Source organism: Aeromonas bivalvium, assembly GCF_000819765.1.
Taxonomy (GTDB): domain Bacteria; phylum Pseudomonadota; class Gammaproteobacteria; order Enterobacterales; family Aeromonadaceae; genus Aeromonas; species Aeromonas bivalvium.
In genome coordinates, this window is the sequence record NZ_CDBT01000020.1 from 207,509 (window position 1) to 223,806 (window position 16,298).

17 protein-coding genes are annotated in these 16,298 nt (G+C 54.0%); 7 read left to right on the plus strand and 10 right to left on the minus strand.

Annotation, left to right across the window (positions count from 1 at the left end):
• Positions 1 to 214: 214 nt before the first annotated feature.
• From BN1119_RS08495 to BN1119_RS08525, 7 genes are all read left to right on the plus strand, one after another.
• Positions 215 to 1,132 (plus strand): flagellin N-terminal helical domain-containing protein, encoded by a 918-nt coding sequence (locus BN1119_RS08495; RefSeq protein ID WP_041996520.1) that lies wholly within the window; start codon positions 215 to 217, stop codon positions 1,130 to 1,132.
• A 600-nt stretch (positions 1,133 to 1,732) separates the two neighbouring features.
• Positions 1,733 to 2,647, plus strand: a complete 915-nt coding sequence (locus tag BN1119_RS08500; RefSeq protein WP_041996522.1) for a flagellin N-terminal helical domain-containing protein — start codon at positions 1,733 to 1,735, stop codon at positions 2,645 to 2,647.
• A 30-nt stretch (positions 2,648 to 2,677) separates the two neighbouring features.
• Positions 2,678 to 3,133 (plus strand): flagellar protein FlaG, encoded by a 456-nt coding sequence (locus tag BN1119_RS08505; RefSeq protein ID WP_244463703.1) that lies wholly within the window; start codon positions 2,678 to 2,680, stop codon positions 3,131 to 3,133.
• A gap of 33 nt (positions 3,134 to 3,166) precedes the next feature.
• Entirely contained in the window at positions 3,167 to 4,561 is a 1,395-nt protein-coding gene (fliD, locus tag BN1119_RS08510; RefSeq protein ID WP_041996525.1) for a flagellar filament capping protein FliD, read from the plus strand.
• Positions 4,562 to 4,586: 25 nt separating this feature from the next.
• Positions 4,587 to 5,009, plus strand: a complete 423-nt coding sequence (gene fliS / locus BN1119_RS08515; protein WP_041996528.1) for a flagellar export chaperone FliS — start codon at positions 4,587 to 4,589, stop codon at positions 5,007 to 5,009.
• The gene (locus BN1119_RS08520) at positions 5,006 to 5,332 is read left to right on the plus strand and encodes a hypothetical protein (protein WP_244463704.1); all 327 of its coding nucleotides are present in this window, start codon (positions 5,006 to 5,008) and stop codon (positions 5,330 to 5,332) included. Before fliS ends, BN1119_RS08520 begins: the two co-directional genes overlap by 4 nt.
• On the plus strand, positions 5,332 to 7,419 hold the full coding sequence (locus BN1119_RS08525) for a motility associated factor glycosyltransferase family protein (RefSeq protein WP_041996531.1): 2,088 nt from the start codon (positions 5,332 to 5,334) through the stop codon (positions 7,417 to 7,419). Before BN1119_RS08520 ends, BN1119_RS08525 begins: the two co-directional genes overlap by 1 nt.
• 35 nt (positions 7,420 to 7,454) lie before the next feature.
• On the opposite strand, the gene BN1119_RS19935 is transcribed toward BN1119_RS08525, so the two are convergent.
• From BN1119_RS19935 to pseB, 10 genes are all read right to left on the minus strand, one after another.
• Positions 7,455 to 8,006 (minus strand): GNAT family N-acetyltransferase, encoded by a 552-nt coding sequence (locus BN1119_RS19935; RefSeq protein WP_084205363.1) that lies wholly within the window; start codon positions 8,004 to 8,006, stop codon positions 7,455 to 7,457.
• A gap of 135 nt (positions 8,007 to 8,141) precedes the next feature.
• The gene (locus BN1119_RS08530) at positions 8,142 to 8,420 is read right to left on the minus strand and encodes a class I SAM-dependent methyltransferase (protein ID WP_244463705.1); all 279 of its coding nucleotides are present in this window, start codon (positions 8,418 to 8,420) and stop codon (positions 8,142 to 8,144) included.
• 11 nt (positions 8,421 to 8,431) lie between these two features.
• The gene (gene pseI / locus BN1119_RS08535) at positions 8,432 to 9,469 is read right to left on the minus strand and encodes a pseudaminic acid synthase (protein WP_209434899.1); all 1,038 of its coding nucleotides are present in this window, start codon (positions 9,467 to 9,469) and stop codon (positions 8,432 to 8,434) included.
• A 4-nt stretch (positions 9,470 to 9,473) separates the two neighbouring features.
• Positions 9,474 to 10,121, minus strand: coding sequence for a formyltransferase family protein (locus BN1119_RS19940; RefSeq protein WP_084205364.1), 648 nt, complete (start codon positions 10,119 to 10,121; stop codon positions 9,474 to 9,476).
• A 1-nt stretch (position 10,122) separates the two neighbouring features.
• Positions 10,123 to 11,235: a UDP-2,4-diacetamido-2,4,6-trideoxy-beta-L-altropyranose hydrolase gene (pseG, locus tag BN1119_RS08540; RefSeq protein WP_157438641.1), complete on the minus strand. Its 1,113-nt coding sequence runs from the start codon at positions 11,233 to 11,235 to the stop codon at positions 10,123 to 10,125.
• A gap of 42 nt (positions 11,236 to 11,277) precedes the next feature.
• Complete coding sequence (locus tag BN1119_RS08545) at positions 11,278 to 12,567, minus strand: aminotransferase class III-fold pyridoxal phosphate-dependent enzyme (protein WP_041996536.1); 1,290 nt, start codon at positions 12,565 to 12,567, stop codon at positions 11,278 to 11,280.
• Complete coding sequence (locus BN1119_RS08550) at positions 12,564 to 13,319, minus strand: cytidylyltransferase domain-containing protein (RefSeq protein WP_041996538.1); 756 nt, start codon at positions 13,317 to 13,319, stop codon at positions 12,564 to 12,566. Before BN1119_RS08550 ends, BN1119_RS08545 begins: the two co-directional genes overlap by 4 nt.
• On the minus strand, positions 13,316 to 14,161 hold the full coding sequence (locus BN1119_RS08555; RefSeq protein ID WP_041996541.1) for an aldo/keto reductase: 846 nt from the start codon (positions 14,159 to 14,161) through the stop codon (positions 13,316 to 13,318). The genes BN1119_RS08550 and BN1119_RS08555 overlap by 4 nt, the downstream gene beginning before the upstream one ends.
• The gene (gene pseC, locus BN1119_RS08560; RefSeq protein ID WP_041996543.1) at positions 14,152 to 15,294 is read right to left on the minus strand and encodes a UDP-4-amino-4,6-dideoxy-N-acetyl-beta-L-altrosamine transaminase; all 1,143 of its coding nucleotides are present in this window, start codon (positions 15,292 to 15,294) and stop codon (positions 14,152 to 14,154) included. Before pseC ends, BN1119_RS08555 begins: the two co-directional genes overlap by 10 nt.
• On the minus strand, positions 15,291 to 16,295 hold the full coding sequence (gene pseB / locus BN1119_RS08565; protein ID WP_041996545.1) for a UDP-N-acetylglucosamine 4,6-dehydratase (inverting): 1,005 nt from the start codon (positions 16,293 to 16,295) through the stop codon (positions 15,291 to 15,293). Before pseB ends, pseC begins: the two co-directional genes overlap by 4 nt.
• Positions 16,296 to 16,298: the final 3 nt, after the last annotated feature.

The following is a 16,298-nucleotide window of genomic DNA, read 5'->3' on the forward strand; positions in this document are numbered from 1 at the left end:
GTCACGGATGCAGAGACTCTTTTTTTGCGACTTTTTGCTTAAGTATGGGGATAACAGGCCGATATATAGGGTAAGCGGCGATAATGAATCGAACAGCCAAAAAAAGTGCTAAAGACTTCGAAAAACATGCCGTTAACCAGAACATATCAGGCACAAACAAAAATAAAGCCTGAGTGAATTAAAGTTAAATTTTAATAGCTTAGGAGAAATAGTCATGAGTATGTATATCAATACCAACGTTTCGTCACTCAACGCTCAGCGTAACATGACAAACAGCACCAAATCTCTGGATACCTCCTACACTCGTCTGGCCTCAGGCCTGCGCATCAACAGCGCCAAGGACGATGCGGCGGGTCTGCAAATTTCCAACCGTCTGACCTCCCAGATCAACGGCCTGGACCAGGGCAACCGCAACGCCAACGACGGCATCTCCCTGGCCCAGACCGCAGAAGGGGCCATGGACGAAGTGACCGGCATGCTGCAGCGCATGCGTACCCTGGCTCAACAATCCGCCAACGGCTCCAACTCTGACAAAGACCGTGTGGCCCTCCAGAAAGAGGTGGATCAACTGGGGGCCGAGATCAATCGGATCTCCACCGCAACCACCTTTGCGGGCACCAAGTTGCTTGATGGGTCTTTCAAGGGGTCGTTCCAAGTAGGTGCGGATGCCAACCAGACCATAGGGTTCAGCCTTACCCAAGCCGATGGTTTCAGCATCTCTGGTATCGCTGCAGCTGGCACTACAGTGGATGTCAAAGTGGGGGCTAACGGGAGTCTCACATCCACCAATGATATCTCTGATATCTTCACCGGTGGCGGCGCTGGTGGTATCAGCATCAGTACCCAGGCTGGGGCTCAAAAGGTGCTGGCGGCGGCTGATGCCATGCTGGAAGTGGTGGATGGCAAGCGTGCCGAGCTGGGTGCGGTGCAAAACCGTCTGGATTCCACCATCCGCAACCAGGCCAACATCTCGGAAAACGTCAGCGCCGCCCGCTCCCGTATCCGCGATGCGGACTTTGCTACCGAGACCGCCAACATGACCAAGCAGAACATTCTGCAGCAAGCGGCGTCCAGCATCTTGTCCCAGGCCAACCAGCGTCCGCAGTCCGCACTCTCACTGCTGCAGGGCTGATAAAAGAAAACAGGGCGGTTGTTCAGGCCGCCCTGGTAAAGAAGATGGAACAGTGGGGTGTTCGGATTTACGCCTTGTTCTATCGAAAGAGAGTTTCTCTTATTGGTATTACCCCTCGAGTGTTGCCCAGATCGTTCACTCTGTCACCCTCGAGGTTGTTCTCCTGAGCGTAAGCTCTTCTTTGGCCGACATTGTCGGCCTTTTTTATGAGTGCCGAAAAACTGGCAGCTCAATATATCTAAGCATAAACCATGCCATCATCTAGGTGCTCCTGTATTTTTTTGAACGGGCTCTGACCTCAAGTTAAAAGAATCGGGTTATCCAGCACAGGACTTTAAGCGGAGAGATGTTGCCTCTCTGCCGATGAATGCGGCAATAAATTTCCTAAAGCTTCTGATGGGGCTGCCGTTACAGAGAGTGAAGCAAATTGAGGGGTGTTCGGAAAACCAACATTTGCGCAACTGCGGGTCCCTTGTCCGTTCAAATAGGGGACCCGCCAGATGAGACAGATCGTTCAATCTGTCCGTCTGAACGGTGGGACCCTGATTGTATAGATGCAAACAGAGCCCGCAGTTTCTTGTTCATCAGGAGAAATCTTTTATGGCCATGTTTATCAATACCAACACTTCATCACTGAACGCCCAGCGTAACTTGATGAATACCAGCAAATCTATGGATACCTCCTACACCCGTCTGGCGTCGGGCCTTCGCATCAACAGTGCCAAGGACGATGCGGCGGGTCTGCAAATATCCAACCGACTGACCTCCCAGATCAATGGCCTGGATCAGGGCAACCGCAACGCCAACGATGGCATCTCCCTGGCGCAGACTGCGGAAGGGGCCATGGATGAAGTCACCAGTATGCTGCAGCGCATGCGCACCCTGGCCCAGCAATCGGCCAACGGCTCCAACTCCGACAAGGATCGCGTCGCCTTACAGAAAGAAGTGGATCAGCTGGGCGCCGAGATCAATCGTATTTCCAAAGATACAACTTTTGCCGGTACCAAGCTGCTGGATGGCAACTATAAAGGCAGTTTCCAAGTGGGCGCTGATGCCAACCAGACTATCGGGTTCAGCCTTACCCAAGCAGATGGTTTTAGCATCTCTGGCATCGCTGCAGCTGGTACCACAGTGGATGTAAAAGTAGGGGCGAATGGGAGTCTCACATCCACCAATGATATCTCTGATATCTTCACCGGCGGTGGCGCTGGCGGTATCAGCATCAGTACTCAGGCTGGGGCCCAAAAGGTACTGGCGGCTGCAGATGCCATGCTGGAAGTGGTGGATGGCAAGCGCGCGGAGCTGGGTGCGGTGCAAAACCGTCTGGATTCCACCATCCGCAACCAGGCCAATATCTCGGAAAACGTCAGCGCAGCCCGCTCCCGTATCCGCGATGCGGACTTTGCCACTGAGACTGCCAACATGACCAAGCAGAATATCCTGCAACAGGCGGCCTCCAGCATCCTGGCCCAGGCCAACCAGCGCCCGCAGTCGGCTCTGTCGCTCTTGGGTTAAACCGTCAATCATTGACATGAGGAGCAGCAGATGGCCAATGAATCGATAGCCATGCCCTCTGTTACTTCGACGCTAACTCAACATGGCGGCCCTCAGGCCGCCATGTCTGTTTCTCCATCCATCGCTGAGGAGCGTGTGGAGCAGCAGGCAGGTGTCGAGCCGACAGCCAAGGCATCGCAGGAACCATCAGTGCAGATCAAGATGTCAGTATCGCGCACCGAGAAGGCACAGTTAGAAAAACAGGCCCAAGAATTGCAGGAAAGGCTGGACAGTTTGAGCAGAGTGAAGGGATGGACCATCAACTTCAGTTTGGTGCCTGAGCTCGATCAGCCCGTGATCAAGGTGATAGATGCCGATACCAGGCAGGTGATACGCCAGATCCCGAGTGAAGAAATTCTCTTGATTAAAAAGAGACTGCAGGCCATGGAACAGGGGGGGAACGATAGTGTCAACCTCTCGGGTCTGTTGTTCAATGGCCAGGTTTGACCCTATTTTTTAAGTTGATAGACAGGAGGATGTATGGCGATTACCTCTGCGGGGGCGGGGTCTGGGCTCCAGCTTGAAAATGTGATTTCGGCGAGTGTGGAAGCCAAGAAGGCCCAGTTGCAGCAGCCGATCATCACCAAACGCAACAGCACCCAGATCACCTTGTCTGGCGTAGGCCAGCTCAAGTCCTCTATCTCCGCCTTCACCGACATCCTCGACAAGTTGAGTGCCCCGGGTGCTTTCAACAAACGGGCCATCAATATCACGCAAGACAAAGATGATCCTGTGCTGAAGATGGAGAGCAAGAGTGGTGCCTCCAACGGTCAATACAACATTACCGTCAATAAGTTGGCACAGACGAGCCGGCAGGAAGGGGTGTTTGACAGCTCGACGGCCCCTCTGATCACCCAGGATGGTCAGCTGACCTTCAAGGCGGGTGACAAGGAATTCAAGGTGGATGTGAAAGCGGGGGATACCCTGCAAGATATCCGCAAGAGCATCAACGGCAATGGCGACAACTTCGGCCTGAGCGTCAACATAGTCAACACTGCGGATGGCAAGGCAAAACTCATCATCGACTCGGGTGTGTCGGGCGACGGCAAGGATCTGACCATCACGGGCGATAACGCCGAGCTGGATATCTTCTCGACCGGCACCGCCGGCAGTGCCATGAGTCAGACCCAGGCGGCGAGTAGCGCCGAGATCGTGGTCGATGGCAACGTCCTCAAGAGTGATACCAATGTCTTCGATGACACCATTCAGGATCTGAAGCTGACGGTGCTGCGGGTATCGGACAAGGACAGCAATGGCGATCTGAAGTCCAACAAGGTGGATATCACGACGGACAAGACCTCCATTCAGGCATTGGTGCAGCAGTTCGTCGATGGCTACAACGCCTTGCAGGAAAAGATAGGGACACTCAGCAAGCGCAACAGCTTCGTCGGGGGCGTAAAGCAGGATGACGGCGGAGCCCTGGCCGGGGATTCCACGACGCGGGCCATCAGCACCTTCATGAGCAATCTGGTGGTCAGCCCGTCTGAGAGCAGTTCGACCTATTCGACCATCTTCGAGATCGGCATGAAGATGGATAACAAGGGCAAATTGTCTCTAGACAAAGAAAAATTCGGGGAAGCGGTCGACAAGAACTTCGATCAGGTCGTCGCCCTGTTTGGCAATGAGAAGGGCCTTGCCGGCTCTCTGAGCAAGGGGCTCAAAGAATATACCAAGTCAGGGGGCATGTTGGCGCAGCGCACCGATACCCTGAATTCGGATCTGCGTAGCCTGAGCCAGAAAGAAGCAACCTCTAATGCCCAGTTGGTTAAATATGAGGCAGCCCTGCGTGCCCAATACGGCAGCCTGGATGCCCTGCTGGTCAAAATGAACAACTCGGCATCCGCCCTGTCTGCATTGCAAATAAAAGATAATTGAGAGTGATATTTCGAGGTTTCATCTTATGTACCACCGTAATCTGAAGGCATATAAGGCAACCAGCATAGCGGCGGATTTGGCGGTTGCCGATCCGCACCGTGTCATTCAGCTGATGATGCAGGGGCTTCTCGAACGCCTGGCGCAGGCCAAGGGGGCCATCGAACGGCAAGATATGGAGGCAAAGTCCCTAGCCGTCTCCAAGGCGCAAGGCTTGTTGCATGGCCTGCAAGATGCGCTCGATATGAGCCAGGGCGCCATCTCCGAAGACTTGCACAGTCTTTATGCCTATATGGATGAGCGGATCTGGGATGCCAGCCTGACACGGGATGTTGTTCCCCTCGATGAGGTTATGAACCTGATGCTAACGATCAAATCCGCCTGGGATCAGCTGCCCGAGGCAGAGAAACAGCAAGGTTTTCAGATGCGTCAGCAGCTGGGTGAGCTATGAGCGCCGCGCTCGCCGCCCTCGACGCGGCGCTGCAGGACAATGTCAGCCTGATGGAGGCGCTGCTGGAACAAAAAGAATATGACGAGGCCCTGCAGTGCATGGATGAGAGGCTGGCTCTGATAGACAGTCTGGTACAGCTGGCCAGAGCGGAGCCAGCGCAGCGACAGTCCGTCGCCACCCTGGCAGCCGCCCTTGCCGTTGAAGACGCACGCCAGCAAGCCCTGGCTGCAAATCATCACCAGATCGTATTCAAACAGCTGGCTCAAGTCGGTCAAGCCAACAAGGCTGGGCAAGCGTATCGCATGAACAGCAAGGAGTTCTGATGTCAGTCAATTTGGATGCGACCCTGGCAAAAGCCGAGCAGGAGGCGCAGCGACTGCAGCAGCAAGCCGAGCAGGAAGCGGCCATGGCAGTCGCACTGCCGCTGCGTTTTGAACAGAATATGGCGGCGTTTCGCCAATACATTCCCCATATCGCCGACATGTATGAGGCGTATCAGCCTGCCCGCCCGTTCAAATTCTTCTGCACTGAAAATGGCCAGCCCAATCTGGCCTGGCTCGATGATGGCGTTGCCGTTTACGGGGCCGAGCCTTACCTCATCTGCGAAACCCTGGTGAGCGAGTTCATGGAGAAGGGGGCCTTGTCCAAGTTCTCCTTCAACCAAGAGGCCAATCCCATCGGTTTTATGCACGTCGATTACCTCAATAAACTGAACGCTTATCTTGACGACATTTCTGCGAAGGAAACCTTGCTTGGTCATGTGCCCAATGAAGTACCCAGTGCCCTGATATTCGGCGTCGGCCTCGGGTATCACCTCGGTTATCTCTACGAACGCTGCAAGATTGGCACCCTCTTCTTGTTTGAGCCGGACCTTGATCTGTTCTATGCATCCCTTTTTTGCTTCGACTGGGCACCCTTGCTGACTTATTTGCATCAGGAAAATCTGGGGCTGCACATTCTACTTGGTCAAGATGAAGATACTATTGTAAAAGATTTCTCGTTCGCTATTCATCGCAGAGGTGCTTTTCTTATTACCAATGCTTTTGTGATGTGGGGATATCAGAACGATAAAATAAAAGAGCTGATAAAAAAGGTTCAGCAGGAGTATCATCTGCTTGCTATGGGATGGGGGTTTTTTGATGATAATCTTATTGCGCTATCTCATACAATTAATAATGTTGAACGAGCAGTTCCGTTCTTGTTGAGGGGAAAGAAAATTCCTCTTCATTTATCTCGTGCACCAATATTTATTATTGCCAACGGCCCCTCATTAGATCAGTCTATTGAGGTTATCAAAAAGAACAAAAATAAAGCGCTGATAATTTCTTGCGGCAGTGCGATCTCAGCACTGCACAAAATAGGTATCAAGCCAGATATTCATGTAACAGTGGAACGTACCAAAATAGTGTACGATTTCTTATCTGGTTTAAACGATCCCGATTATCTGAAAGACGTTTTATTATTAACTACAGATGTGACGCACCCTGATTGTTCAGCATTGTTTGGTCAATCTATATTTACATTCAAGCGCAATGAGCCTGGCGCTGCATTGCTAAAATCTTATTTTTCAGAGATGCAATATTTCGCTGAAATGGGTGGAGTAAATCCACTTGTGGGCAATATTGGTGTCAGCGCGCCAGTGCACTTGGGGTTTAAAAATATCTACTTATTTGGATTGGACAATGGTTACAAAGATAAAGGGCATCACCATTCTAGATTCAGTGCATACTACAATAATAAGGCGAACGCCCAGATTCTTGGTGAGTTAATGTATGGCGATAATCAATGGCAGCGCAAGGGAAATTTTGGTGGCATGGTTATCAGTAACGCTATGTTTGACACCTCACGTCGTGTGATTGAACAAGTACTAGCTACTCATGATGATGTTCGATGTTTCAACTGTAGTGATGGCGTTAAAATAGAAAATACTATGCCATTGCCAAGTGTCGAAATAAGCCTGTTCGCACCAATAGATAAGTCTTTTATTATTAAAGAGGTCCTTGATCTCTGTGCACCTATTGCCTTATCAAAGCAAGATGTTGAGCCGTTGCTAGATGTTGAGTTCTTCAATGTATTCATCGACAAAATGATCAGTGAATGGCAACATGACTTCACATCTAGAAACGAGATCAACCAACTCATGCTGCGCAATTTTGGTTATCTTGAGCAGATTTTTGCTACACGTCAGCAGCACATTGCGCGTACGATGATCGGTTCGATGAATTATGTATTTACCTTGCTGAGCTCCATTCTTTACTCTTTTGAAGGTGAAGAAGAAACAATGGTGCTGATGCAGCCAGCCATTGGCCTCTGGCTGGAGTTTTTGGCAAAGGCAAAGGAGATGTATCCACAAGCGCTTGATAGTGTGGATATGATGGATAATGAGGTAATGAGATTATTCAGAACATAACAATAAAGTGCCGACATTGAGTCGGCATTTTATTTTTATTCTTGTGATTTTATTTTCCCTAGCAAAACCACATCTGACCACCCTGACGGTGTCAAGACGTGTTCTTTTCTTTGTCCCTCAACAATAAACCCATTACTTATGAAGGCGTTGATTGATGCCAGGTTCTCGGCATATGCACCGGCGGTTAACTTATGAATATCCAAGACATCAAAACAATACTCAGCAACGATTCCAATCGCCGTGGTTGCAATTCCTTTTCCCCATAAATTCTTATCACCAATAATGATCCCTATCTCTGCTCTGTGATGGTTTTTATCTATTGCTGAGACTTTTACATTTCCAACATGTGTTCCTGTATCGTCCTCAATGATAGCCAGCATTAATTCTGATTTATTTTTTTGATGATAGTAATCAAGAAGTGACTGCATATTCCACTCAGTAAATCGAGACTCAAGATATTTATTTGTCTCTTTGTCATTTAACCAGTTGCAATATTGATGAGTGATGTCTGAAATTGTTAGGTTTCTTATTGTAATGTTAATGTTTTTCTTGGTTTTTTGCTGTAATAAAACACCACCTGTTTTCATGTTAATACCCTTTTGTAGATGGTTATAAACGTAACGTTATCTGAGCCAGTCACACATCCAAAAAGTCTCGTTTTGGATATGTTGTGTAGATGCCATTCCAATATATTCAACACTCAACAGTAGGAGAATTAATTGTTAGCTTAGATAGAACGAGAATTTATCATAGTCAATATCTTGTATGGCGCTGGCGGAGGGATCCACCCCATGGCATTGGGCACCGTAGTGCTCGGCCAGCTGCGCCAGTCGCCAGCCATTGGCACACCCTATCTCCAGTATTCTGGCGGGCTTGCAGCCCAGATAGGTCAATGCCTTGAAGATAGGGTCGCTCGCCAGGGACTTGCCGAGGATGGCACTCTTGTTGCGCTCGTACCACTCGTTCCCTTCCCGGGCCATGAAGACGTTTTTCTGATGCATATGCCCTTCCGTTATTTAAAAACGTCGTTGTTTACCGGTGTGTTTGCAAATATGGGTTGAGTGGCAGTCTTACCAATCACCTCTTGCAGGTACTTGGGGGATAGCCCAAACCCAGGGCGTACGCTTCGCACGGCATCTGCCGTGATGGTTTCTCCTATCTGCAGGTCTTTGACAAAATAGAGAGAACGTCGGAATTTTACATTTTCTATTTCGCTTGATTTTCGACTGTAGTCCACTTGCCCAAGTGCAGACCAAGCCGTGCTGGCCCCAACGCATAATTGCTTTAATTCTGTTGGTTCCAGCGAAAAACTATCATCAGGACCACCGCCATTGCGATCCAAGGTAAAATGTTTTTCTATGATTGATGCCCCCAAGGCAATACTGGCAATGGCCGTTGTATTGTCGAGGGTATGATCGGACAGTCCTGTCACCAATCCGAAGCGCTGCTGCATATCCAGTAAGGTGCGCAAGTTGTAATCCTTCGCCGGAGCGGGGTAGCCACTGACACAATGCAGTATTGCTAATTCCTTGCAGCCACCAGCTCGTGCCGCTTCAATGGCATCTTCAATTTCTTGTGCATTAGCCATGCCTGTCGATATGATCATGGGTTTGCCTGTCCCTGCAACATAACGAATCAATGGCAGATCAATTGCTTCAAAGGAGGCTATTTTATAGGCAGGTGCATTGAGGTCTTCCAGAAGGTCTACCGCAGTTGTATCAAAAGGAGAGCTGAAAATTGTGATGCCGATTTTTCGAGCATACTCAAATAAGGAGGCATGCCACTCCCAAGGAGTATGGGCCCATTCATAAAGCTCATATAATGTATGACCAGCCCACAGCCCATCTTTAATCTGGAAATCGGGAAGGCTACTGTTCAATGTGATGGTGTCTGGGCGATACGTCTGTATTTTCAAGGCATCAGCACCAGCTTTCTTGGCCTGTTCAATAATATTGAAAGCCGTCTGAAGGCTACCATTGTGGTTGGCCGACATTTCGGCAATCACATAAGGTGAGAAGGTTGGTCCAATTTTTCTATCAGCGATAGTGATATGCTTATTCATCTTTGACTTTCTCTAACGTTAGCTTGTATTTGTGGCCATGAAGCATAAAAAATGCAGGGAAGCGTGCCGGATCACATACTCGTATAAGTCCAAACTGGCTTGAGATGGAGTTGTGTGGATCTAGTTCGCTGTCGCTTTCAGTTCGGCGTGGATAATATGTTGCCTCAATTTCAGCTGACTGTTTTTGAGGGTGGATAGTAAAAAAATTATCAACGGCATAATCCATCAACTCTGCTTCTGCAGTGAAAAGCAAATCATTTATTTCATCATGGAGTGCATGGGGAGGGATGGTTATATGAAGTTTTTTCCATATATCACCACTATCGACATTGTCTTCGGCTTCTAATAAACTGACTGTAATGCCCATCGCGCCATTAATTATTTCCCATACATGTGGGCTCCAGCCTCGTCCTTGAGGAAGGTCGCTGGCATGCACAATCAATGTCTTTTTAAATTTATTTCGTTCGGGTATAGAAATTATCTCGGAGCAAGAAATAAGAAACAACAGGTCACCACCAGATAGCTCTGTTTTCTTGCGAGCGAGTTGGATATCATGGTTTTTATTATTTCGATGGATCCACTCGGTCAACATGTTATTGACGGGATGTTTCTCTGAGCTGCAAAGAATCGTAATTTTCATGTTATATCATCCATGCAATGACATCTTGGCAGCCATTGCCATCGGTTAGCGTCGAACTGTTAGCACACATATTACTAAGGCGCTGTGGATCGGCGATAATTGTGGACATTAGTTCGTGGAAGTTGGCCTTAAAATGGGGGGCTGTGAGTGCACCAATCAGTATTGCACCGCCTTGGTGATGCAATGCGTCTCCTATTACGAGTTGGTTTTGTGCGAGAGTAACCATCAAAGTTGGTACGCCCAGGCAGCAGCGTTCCCAGGAGGTGCTACCTGCAGCGCCAATGGCGAGGTCACAATTAGCCATGTGCGTTGCCATGTCATTGACTCCCACCAGAATTTCGGTTGGCCACTTCATGGTGCGAGCCATATCTCTGACCTTTCCCAACCAGGGGGCACTTGGACCCATTACCACGCTGATACGGCAATCATCAGGTAACAGGCATTGCTGCAACATATTGAGGATCTCACCTGTAGCATTGGGCAGGTCAACCCCACCCATGGTTATCAATAGTTGGTGAAGGCGAGATGATTTGCGGCGATGAAGGCTAAATGCTCTCAGTCTGGCAAACTCCGGACGAAGAAGAGCATAGCGGGGACCTGTTAGGATTTGGCAACTGTATGGAACGTGTTCTCGGTAGTCATCGGGTTGGCGGCCCAGATTCTGATCGAGCAGCAGATCGCAGTCGTGGGGGCGATCTGCCAGGTCATCGATCACCATGATTCGAGAGACATGAGTGCGTAGCTTGCTCTCCCAATTGGCGTCGAGAGCATAGTGATCGACCACGAGCCATGCTGGGCGCAGCTCGGCCAGAATTACCCGGGTTTGTGCAGCATCCAACATCCAGCTGCATCCAAGCCAGCTCGCGTGTGCAGGTGAGGATACACCCGCAGTACCTTGTTCTGGCTCAGCGACTACGTCAAGAAGTTGGCAGTGATGGCCACGGCTACGGATAAGCTCAGCCAGGTGTCCTGGGTGTGAGCGACAGATAAACCAGCATTCAGCCCCCTTATCACGCAATGCATCAGCGAGAGTCAGACAGCGCATCACATGGCCGGAACCGATCTCCAGTGATGCATCGGCACGAAAAGCAATCCGCTGGTTGCCCAGCTTCAAACTATCCGGTGTTGGGAGGGCCAACCGTATGTCTTGCCGCACTCAGCGCACCTTGAACACTGGCTGGATGGGTTCGCCATCTAGGGCCTGATGAATGGCCTTGTCCGCATCCAGCCGGATAAGCTGTGGCAGGACTTCGGCATAGACGGCCAGCAGGGTTTGAACGTCCTGTTCGCTGTGGGCAAGGTTCAGGTTGTGGCTGCCGAGGCTGAGGATGCCCCGCTTGCACAGCTCCTGGATGAAGTAGCTCTTGAGCAGCCAGCTGGAGTGGTTGGGGGAGTCGCCGATGAGCAGGAAGCTCCAGCTCGGATGACCCGCGCTTTGCAGCCAGCGTGGGGCGTTCACTTGCTCCAGCAGTGCGCTGAGCCCATCCAGTAGTTGCTGGCCTCGCTCGGCCAGTCTGGCTGGCACGTCGAGCCGACGCATCTTGCAGATCACGGCGTTGGCTGCCGCCAGGGCGATGGCATCGCCGCCGAAGGTACCGGAGAAGAAGATGTCCTCCATGCGGCCCATGTACTGGCGGCGACCCACCACGGCGGAGATGGGAAAACCGTTGGCCATGCCCTTGCCGAAAGCGGCCAGATCCGGGGTGACGCCAAACAGGGTCTGGGCACCGCCGAGGTGGAAGCGAAAGCCGGTGATGGTCTCGTCAAAGACCAGCAGGGCACCGTGTTCATCACACAGCTGGCGCAGACCGGGCAGAAAGTCCGGGGCGGGCCAGGCGACGTTCATGGGCTCCAGGATCACGGCGGCAAACTCACCGGGGTGGGCTTCCAGCTGGGCCCTGAGGGAATCCAGGTCGTTGTAGTCGAAGCGGTGGGTGAGCTCGCGCACGCACTCGGGCACCCCTAGATGGCGGGTGGTGGAGCCGATGTACCAGTCCTGCCAGCCATGGTAGCCGCAGACGGCAACGCGCTCCCGGCCTGTCACGGCGCGGGAGAGGCGGATGCAGGCGGAGGTGGCGTCGGTGCCGTTCTTGCCAAAGCGAACCATCTCGGCGCAGGGGATAAGCTCGATCAGCTGTTCGGCGACCTCGGTCTCAAGGCGGTGGGGCAGGGAGAAGATGGAGCCCAGGTTGAGCTGTTCCATCACGGCCTGGTTCACATCCGGATCGCAATAGCCCAGGCTGATGGCGAGCAGGCCGCTGGCAAAGTCCAGATACTCGTTGCCATCCACATCCCACACCCTGGCGCCCTGGCCACGTTCGATAAAGAGGGGGGCTGCGCCATAGGGGAAACAGAGCCGGCTCTTGGAGAAGGTCTGGGAGCCTAAGGGAATGCTCTGCTCGGCCCGGGCCGAGAGCGCCAGTGACTGCTGGTAACGTGAACTCATGAGTGGTTCTCCTTGGCCAGCGAGCTTGCCAGCCCCTCATTGCGTTGATGTTGGGTGTTGAAGGTCGCCAGCGCCGGTTCCCGCATCAGCAGGGCGAGAATGTCGTCGGTGGCAAAAGCCGGGTTGGACGGGTAGAGGCGCTGATATATCTGCTCGACCAGGGCGAAGTCGGCGGGTTCGTCCACCGTCCAGCGCAGATGGGCCAGGCTGGGGGTGCGACTCAATGTGCCTATTCTGAACGCATCCGCATGCTGGCGGATGTAGTAGGTCACATGCTCGCGCTGGGTCCGGGTGTGCGCACGTTCGACCAGCAGGTCGAGGGTGGCGGCACTCAATATTTCGGCATCCAGCCCATCCGGGTAGCTGGGTTCCCAGCAGTTGCTGCTGTAGTCGTAGCCGCCGTCCAGATGAAGCGCGATCAGCTCGTCGATAAGGGCCGGATCCGCGAGGGGGCAATCCCCGGTGAGTCGCACGATCTGGCTGGGCCCAAAGGGCTGCGCGGCGAGATGAAAACGCAGCAGCACATCGTCCAGCGGGCCGCGGAAACAGGGCACGTCCAGCTGGGCGCACAGGGCCGAGATGGCCTCATCCTCGCGCTGACCGCTGGTGGCGACCACCAGCTGATCCAGCCTGGTCGAACGCTTGAGACGCTCTATCTGGCGAGCGAGCATGGGCTCGCCGAGCAGGGGTTTGAGCACCTTGCCAGGCAGTCGGCTGGAGCTGGCTCTGGCCTGCAGGATCCCGAGGATCATGATGTTCTCCACATGGCGGGGTTGATGAGGGCTGGCTCGTCGCAGGCGAGGGTGGCCAGGTCGTCGTCATGGCAGGGATGCAGATGGGCATAGGTCGATGCGATCGCCGCCAGCTCGTGGGCATGACAGACGCCGACCACGAAGCGGCTCACCTGGGGCAGGGCCGGGATCAGGGCGAGCGCCTTGTGGAGGGGGGAGCGGTGGGGCTGCCAGCCATCCAGTCGCGAGAGCGGTTCCCTGAAGGCGTCAAAATAAGCGGGCCTAAGGGCCGGCTGCATCAATAACAGGCCTTGCAGGAAGAGGGAGCGCACATGGATTTCACACCCCATGGCCTGCAACCGATCGAGCCAGCCTGCGCGCAAAAAGCGCTGATCGAGCAGGTTGGCGGGGAGCTGCACCAGCTCAAGGGGATAACCCTGCTCGAGCCAACGCGTCAGCTCCTCGGGGCTGTAGACGGAGACCCCCACCTTGCCCACCTTGCCCTGATGCTGAAGGTCTGCCAGCCGCTCGAACAGGGCCGGGCTGGCGTCCCGGCTGCGGTGCAGCAGCAGGCCCTCGACACTGGGGCGGGCCAGCCGTTGCAGGCTGGAGTCCAGGGACACGGCCAGGTCGGCGGCATCGATGTTCGGTGACAGCTTGGTGATGACCCGAAAGTCGGTGCTGTTGCACACCCCGAGCCTCGCCTCGGCCTTGCCGTAGGCCTGGGCCGTGTCCAGGGTATCCATGCCCAGCTTGCGGGCCAGGGTCAGGATGGCGTCGAGCTCGGCATCGGCAACCTCGCCAGCGTGGTTGCTGATGCCGTAATCGAGACCGAACTGGACAGTGCCAAGGGCTAGGCGCATAGCACGGACGCCAGGGTCTGAACGACCTGATCCTGCTCGGTCAGGGAGAGGCCGGGGAACAGGGGCAGGCTGATGGCATGCCGGTAATAGGCCTGGGCGCCGGGATAAGCGGCCGGATCATGACCGAGCGTACGGTAATAGGGCTGGGCCGGGATGGGCATGTAGTGCACGTTGACGCCGATACCGGCCTCTCGCAGGCGGGCAAACACCTGATCCCGGTCTTGCACCCGGATTACATAGAGGTGATAGCCACTGACCCTGTCATCACCCTGGTGCAAAGGCTCGACCGGCAGCCGGGCCAGCAGCTCGTCGTAGCGGGCCGCCAGCTGCCGACGCCGGTCGATGAACTGCGGCAGGCGCGCGAGCTGGCTGCTTCCCAGCGCCGCCTGGATGTCGGTCAGACGATAGTTGAAGCCGAGCACCTGCTGCTCGTAGTACCAGCCCCCGGGCGTGTCGACGCTCAACTGCGCCGGATCCCGGGTGATGCCATGACTGCGATAAAGCCGAAGTCTGGCGGCCAGCTCGGCACTGCGGGTGGTGACGGCGCCCCCTTCCCCTGTGGTGATGGGTTTCACCGGGTGGAAGCTGAAGACGGTCATGTCGCTGTGGGCACAGCTGCCGATGGGCTCCCCCCGATAGCTGGCCCCTAGGGCATGGCAGGCATCCTCGATGAGGGACACGCCATATTGCCGGCACAGGGCGCCAATTTCGTCGAGATCGCAGGGCTGGCCTGCCAGGTGCACGGCGACCAGGGCTTTGGGCTGACGAGTGCTGCCCTGAACGCCTTGCAGCTTCTCGCGCAGCGCCGTCACGCAGAGGTTGCCGGTATCGGGATCCACATCGACGAAATCCACCTGGGCGCCGCAATAGCGGGCACAGTTGGCGGAGGCGACGAAGCTGATGGCGGAGACCCAGACCCAATCATCCGCTCCCAGTTCCAGCGCGGCGCAGGCGAGGTGCAGGGCCGTGGTGCCGTTGCTGCAGGCGATCACATGGGGGACCTGGCAATGGTCGGCCAGTCCCTGTTCGAAGGCGGGGACCGCCTCGCCCTGGGTCAGATAGTCCGACTTCAGGACGGCGACGACGGCTTCGATATCTTCATCCGTGATGGATTGGCGTCCATAGGGGATCATTCGGCGAGTACCTGCTGGTTCATGGTTTTCAATGCTTCTATCGACAGGAAATCGCGATTATTGAGGGAATTGTATTCAAAGCCGGGCTCGACCAGGGTCGCCTGCTCCCCCAGGGCATTGATGGCGAAGTCATTGTTGCGGCTGGTGAAGGTGATGCTGGGGGCGATGACGTAATAATCCTTGAACTCATAGGTGTGGTAAGAGTCATCGGCCGGGCACATCACCTCGTGCAGCTTCTCGCCCGGGCGGATGCCGATGATCTCCTGGGGCAAGTCCGGGGCCATGGCACTGGCGAGATCCGTGATACGCACCGACGGGATCTTGGGCACGAACACTTCCCCCCCCTTCATGCGGGCAAAGTTGGTCAGCACAAACTCCACCCCCTGTTGCAGGGTGAGCCAGAAGCGGGTCATCTCGCCATGGGTGATGGGCAGGCGGCTGGCCCCTTCCTTGATCAGGCGATCGAAGAAGGGCACCACAGAGCCGCGGGAGCCCACCACGTTGCCGTAACGCACCACGGAGAAGATGGTGGGGTGCCTGCCCGCCATATTATTGGCGGCGACGAACAGCTTGTCGGAGCAGAGCTTGGTGGCGCCATACAGGTTGACCGGGTTGGCGGCCTTGTCGGTGGAGAGGGCGATTACTTTCTCGACCCCGTTGTTGAGGGCCGCCTTGATGACGTTTTCCGCCCCATAGATGTTGGTCTTGATGCATTCCATGGGGTTGTATTCGGCGGCGGGCACCTGCTTGAGGGCGGCGGCATGGACCACGAAGTTCACGCCGTGCATGGCCATGTCGAGCCGCTCGCCATCGCGCACGTCGCCGATGAAGTAGCGCATGCAGGGGTGGTTGAAGTGCTGCTGCATCTCGAATTGCTTGAGTTCATCACGGGAGTAGACGATGAGACGAGCCGGTTGGTAACGCTCCAGCACCATCTGGATGAAGCGCTTGCCAAAGGAGCCGGTGCCGCCGGTAACCAGGATCGTTTTGTCGTTGAACATAGA